This window comes from Halorubrum sp. AJ67 (genome assembly GCF_000513435.1).
Map to the genome: position 1 here is coordinate 132,332 of NZ_CBVY010000012.1, position 5,302 is coordinate 137,633.

The 5,302-nt window shown below is 67.6% G+C and carries 5 protein-coding genes; 1 reads left to right on the forward strand and 4 read right to left on the reverse strand.

Annotated elements, in window-relative coordinates:
* The 4 genes from BN903_RS10900 to BN903_RS10915 form a co-directional block, all read right to left on the reverse strand.
* The coding region (locus BN903_RS10900; protein WP_048077748.1) for a hypothetical protein at positions 1–334 on the reverse strand (334 nt) is incomplete at its 3' end.
* A 100-nt stretch (positions 335–434) separates the two neighbouring features.
* Positions 435–728 (reverse strand): hypothetical protein, encoded by a 294-nt coding sequence (locus BN903_RS10905; RefSeq protein ID WP_048077749.1) that lies wholly within the window; start codon positions 726–728, stop codon positions 435–437.
* Positions 729–2,831: a minichromosome maintenance protein MCM gene (locus BN903_RS10910; RefSeq protein WP_048077750.1), complete on the reverse strand. Its 2,103-nt coding sequence runs from the start codon at positions 2,829–2,831 to the stop codon at positions 729–731. It lies immediately after the preceding gene.
* Between the two features lie 100 nt (positions 2,832–2,931).
* On the reverse strand, positions 2,932–3,294 hold the full coding sequence (locus tag BN903_RS10915) for a TRAM domain-containing protein (protein WP_048077751.1): 363 nt from the start codon (positions 3,292–3,294) through the stop codon (positions 2,932–2,934).
* Between the two features lie 147 nt (positions 3,295–3,441).
* On the opposite strand from BN903_RS10915, the gene BN903_RS10920 reads away from it, so the two are divergent.
* A partial coding sequence (locus BN903_RS10920; RefSeq protein WP_048077752.1) for a DEAD/DEAH box helicase occupies positions 3,442–5,302 on the forward strand: 1,861 nt, incomplete at its 3' end.

The following is a 5,302-nucleotide window of genomic DNA, read 5'->3' on the forward strand; positions in this document are numbered from 1 at the left end:
GTTCCCGCCCGCGCATGGCGTCCGGATCCGGGTGGTCCGTCCCCGCCGCGAAGGCGGCGTACGGCGTCGCCTTCGTCGACCGGTCCGCGTAGGCCGCGGCGGCCTCCCGCACCGGCTCGTCGACGGCGACGAACTCGTTGAACGGCTCGGTGCGCTCGATCTGGACGTCCCCACCGTGCGACTCTCGCAGCCGCAGCGCGAGGAACGCGGCGTACACCGTCTCGTCGAACAACGCGGCTCGCCCGAACCGCCGGGCGACGACCGACTCGTGGCGGCGACACAGATTTCGGAGGCCGGTTCGGGCGGCCGCCGAATACGTCACAACCAACAACACGCCAGCCGCTGATCGATCTCAGAATTTAGCCGTTCCGAACCGGAAGGTTTCAGTCTCCGCTAACGACCGGGATTCGCCTCCGGGCGGTCGGGATTCATAATCAGAACCGCTCGACGTCGAAATCGGGCTGATCGCCGTCGTCAGGGTCCTCACTGATCCCGCTCGCCGCGAGGACGCGCTCGCGCGCGGCCGGCTCGGAGGGGGCAACGACCACGGTCCCGTCGACCGGACTGTCGCCGACGGCGCGGTACACGTCGTCGTCGCCGTCGAACTCGGTGGCGTACGTTCGAAGCACGGCCGCGACGCGTCGCTCCGTGGCCGCGAGGTCGGCCTCGCCGTTCTCGAACTCGCGGAGCGCGTCCTCGACGTTCCGTATCGCGGAGATCCGGTCCATCTACGTCGTCCGCAGGTGGCCCTGCTTGGGCTCGTACACCTCGCCTTTCGTGCGGAGCTTCTCGATCTCCTGCTCGGCCTTCCCCGGGTCCATCCCGATCTCGCCGGCGCGGTCGAGCACCTCGTCGACGGGCGCGCCCTCCTGGTACTCCTCTTCGATGTCGGCGATGAGTCCCTTGATGTTCTTGATGCGGTCGCGCTGGCTCTTCGAAGTGCCCGTCTCGACCACGTCGGCGTCGAACTGTCCCGTCTCCGGGTCGACGCCGATGTCTTTGAGACACGACTCGACGATGTCGGTCGCCCGGTCGGCGTCCTCGCGCTCGACGGTGTCCGAGAGCCGCACCCGCGCGCTGGCCTCGGCGAGCCGTACCATCGCCTCCAGCTTCCGAGCGGTGACTGGGACGGGGTCGTCCTCGCCGGACCCCTTCGAGCGGAGATCGACGTAGAACTCTTCGATGAGTTCCTTTGCCTCCTCCGTCATCGTCGGGTAACACGTTCGTTTCGCGTGGGCGATATACTTCCGTAACAGCTCGGCCTCGATCTCCGGGGCGACCTCTTCGGTCACCTCCGCCACCTGCTCCGACGTGAACTCCGAGGTCGTCAGCTCCTCGCGCTGGGTGTTGAGCTCGCCCGCGTAGTTCGTGTTGATGATGTGTTTGGCCAGCCGCGAGTCGTGTTCGGGGTCCGGATCGTCCGTCACGGTGAAGATCAGATCGAACCGCGAGATCAGCGCGGGTTCGAGGTCGATCTGCTCGCCGATCGGCTCGTACTGGTCGAACCGGCCGTACTTGGGGTTCGCCGCGCCGAGCAAGGAGCAGCGCGCCTTCAGTGTCGCGTTGATACCGGCTTTGTTCACGCTGATCCGCTGCTGTTCGAGCGCCTGGTGCATGGCCGACCGATCCTCCGATCGCATCTTGTCGAGCTCGTCGACCGCGGCGATCCCCTTGTCTGCGAGTACCAGCGCGCCGGCTTCGAGCGTCCACTGCTGGCCGTCGCCGAAGTCGTCGCGTACGGCCGCAGCAGTCAACCCCGCCGACGACGACCCCTTGCCGGAGGTGTAAACCGAACGCGGCGCGATATGTCGGATATATGATATCATCTGGCTCTTGCCAGTTCCGGGATCCCCGATAAGAAGCATGTGGAGGTCGCCGCGGATCCGGGAGCCGTCGGGGAGGTGCTTCGTCACGCCGGAGAATAGCTGGAGGATCATCGCGAGCTTCTCCTCCTCGTAGCCGTAGATGGCCGGGGCGATGGAGGCCACCATCGCCTCGTAGATGTCGTCGCGCTCGGAGAGCTCGATGATGTCGCGTTTGTCCGCCTCGGTGATGTCCATGTCCTCGAACTCCTCGTCCTCGATGGCAATGGAGACGCCGTCCATGTAGAGATCGAAGATGGCGGACTTCTCGTTGCCCTGTTCGACCTGCTCGATGTGGAGGACGCCGACGCAGGTGACGTGGTCGCCCGGGCTCACCTCGCCGGTGATGTCGTCGACGATGTCGACGTCGAGCGACTGGGGCGTCTCGCCGCCGCGAAGGCCCTCAGGCGACTCCTGAATACGGAGCTTCTGGGAGTCGACGAACTCGGACTGGTCGAAGTTGACGCGGAACGGTCCCTGCCGCTCACAGCCCTGACACTCGTGAGGCTCTTGGAAGCCGCCGTCGCTCTGCGGGATGTACGTCATCGTCCCGCAGCGCTGGCACTCGAAGGCCGCCTCAGTCACCTTCGGGCGCACGTCGGTCGCCTTGCGGACGATCCCCTGAACGGAAACGAGCTTCCCGATGTGGTCGTCGTGGACCCGAATGCCGCGGATGTCGACGCTCTCGGGGAGGTCTTCGACCCGCACGTGTGCGCGGCCGAGGCTGACGTCGGCGGGGAGGTCGTAGAGCCGCAGCGCCTCCTCGGCGTACTCGCGCATCTGTTCGGGCTTGTTCAGAAAGTCTTCGGCGAGGTCGCGGTCGAACTGAAAGAGATCGTCGTAGGAGACGTACAGCGAGCGCTGCTCGTTGGGGTACCGCTGCGCGAGCTGTCCGATCTCCTCGCGGTAGTAGTTCCGATAGAACTGGATGAACCGCTCCGTGAGGTCTTGGGTGCCGGCCTGAGCCATTCGGACATCCCTTCGTCGCCATCACGTATGAACTTCCGGTTCGGAGCGGACGTGGTCGCTCGGAGCGCGGCCGACGGGCGGGGCGGCCGGGGGGCTTCGACTACGCCCGGCCGACGAACGTCGCGTCCGCGGAGGTGCGCCCCTCGTTGAACGAGAGCACCTTCGCTCGGATCACGTCGCCGGGTTCGAGTCCGCCGGGAATGTCCTCGGTGAACACGACGAACCCTTGGACCTTCCCGACGGCGACCTCCGAGCCGGAGTGGTGGTCGGTCAGCTCCGTCACGCCGAACTCGTACGTCTCGCCGATCTCGACGGGCGCGTCGCGCTCTTGGGCGGCCTCGTGAGCGCGCTTCGATTCGCGCGCCTCGGCGGACGGCCCGCGGAGGCGGCGGACGAGCACGAACAGCGCGAGCAGCGCGACCGCGACGACGACACCGATGGCGACCGGCGACGAGGGGATCATACCCGTGCGGTCGACCGCGGTCACCTAAACGGTGTGGGTCTGCGGCGACGGCTCGCATGAGAAACGCCTTTGCCCTCGAAGCCCCCCTCTCGATCCGATGCGACACAGCCGCGGTTCCCGACGACTCGCGCACGGGTGTGGTGTGCCGTGAAGGTCGCGGACGCGGTGCCGGAGTTCGCCGACGCCTTCGGGTTCGAGGAGTTCAACCGGATGCAACGCGAGGCGCTGCCGGGCGTCTTGGAGACCGACCGCAACGTCGTCGCGTCGGCCCCGACGGCCTCCGGGAAGACGGCGCTCGCCGAACTCGCCATCTGTAAGACCCTCTCGGAGGGCGGAACGGCCCTCTTCGTCGCGCCGCTGCGCGCGCTCACCAACGAGAAGGAGAGCGAGTGGGAGCGGTTCGAGGACATGGGCTACTCCGTGTACGTCGTCTCCGGCGAGCGCGACCTGAACCCGCGCCGCGCCGAGCGCGCGGACGTGCTGGTGACGACCCCGGAGAAGGCCGACAGCGCGACGCGGAAACACGACTCCGCGCGCTACTCCTTTATCACCGACGTGGACTGCGTCGTCATCGACGAGGTCCACCTGCTCGACTCCGAGAAGCGCGGCGCGGTGCTGGAGGTCACCGTCTCGCGGCTCCGCCGGCTTCAGGACCCCCGCGTCGTCGCGCTCTCCGCGACGATGCCGAACATCGACGATGTCGCCGAGTGGCTCGACGCGCCCGCGGAGACGACCTACGCGTTCGGCGACGAGTACCGCCCGGTCGATCTGGAGACGGGCGTAAAGACGTACTCGCACGGGTCGAACGCGTTCGCCGACAAGTACCGCCGGCTCTACCGCGCGCTGGACTTGGCAGAGCCGCACGTCCGCGAGGACGGGCAGGCGCTCGTGTTCGTCTCCTCGCGACAGGACACGGTTCAGGCGGCCAAGAAGGCGCGCGACGAGATCACCGAGCGCGACATCCCCATCGACTCGCGGGACGACTACGACTTCCACAACGAGGCGAAGGAACTCACGAACGACACGCTCCGCCAGTCGGTGACCGACGGCGTCGGCTTCCACCACGCCGGCCTCGGGAAGGACGACCGCGACCGCGTTGAGGAGTGGTTCAAGCAGGGGAAGATCAAGTTCCTCTTCTCGACGTCGACGCTCGCGTGGGGGGTGAACCTCCCCGCCCGCTGCGTCGTCATCCGCGACACGAAGTACCACGACCCGCTGGAGGGCGAGACCGACATCTCGCCGTTGGACGTGCTCCAGATGCTCGGTCGCGCCGGCCGCCCGGAGTACGACGACGTGGGGTACGGCTGGGTGGTCTGCGACCGCGCCGACGCGGACAAGTACCGGAAACTGCTGCGCGACGGCAAGGAGATCGAGTCGCGGCTCGCCGCCGACCTCGAATCGCACCTCAACGCCGAGATCGCGATGGGGACGATCCGCGGGTTAGAGGACGTGATGGCGTGGCTCGAAACCACCTTCTACTACGTCCGAGCGCAGTCCGAGCCGGACGCGTACGACTTCTCCACGCTTCGCGACCGCGTCCGCGACACGCTCGAATCGCTCGTCGACGACGGGTTCGTCGCGGCCGACGACGACCTCGCCATCGAGCCGACGGGGCTGGGGCGGCTCGCCTCGAAGTACTACCTCCGCTTGGACACCGCCCGCCGCTTCCGGCGGCTCGCGGACCGCGAGACGCTGACGGTCGACTCGGTGTTGGAGACCGTCGCGTCGGCCGGCGAGTTCGACTCCGTCTCCGCGCGCTCGGCCGAGTCGGACGCGATCGACCGGATCCTCGACGGCCGCGACACCGATCTCGAAGACGGCCACCGCAAGGTGTTCGCTATCCTGCTCGCCGGGATGAACGACGCGATCCCCTCCGACCTGCGCTCGGACGCGTGGGTGATCCGACAGAACGCGCTCCGCCTACTCGCCGCGCTCGCGGAGTTCCTCGACCGGTTCGCCGGCCCCCGCGCCGCCAACCTCGCCCGCCGCGTGGAGGCGCGCGTCGAAC

Excerpts from the sequence above, each read along its gene's own strand:
- BN903_RS10905 (WP_048077749.1), bottom strand. The coding sequence starts at position 728 with ATGGACCGGATCTCCGCGATACGGAACGTCGAGGACGCGCTCCGCGAG.
- BN903_RS10915 (WP_048077751.1), bottom strand. The coding sequence starts at position 3,294 with ATGATCCCCTCGTCGCCGGTCGCCATCGGTGTCGTCGTCGCGGTCGCG.
- BN903_RS10910 (WP_048077750.1), bottom strand. The coding sequence starts at position 2,831 with ATGGCTCAGGCCGGCACCCAAGACCTCACGGAGCGGTTCATCCAGTTC.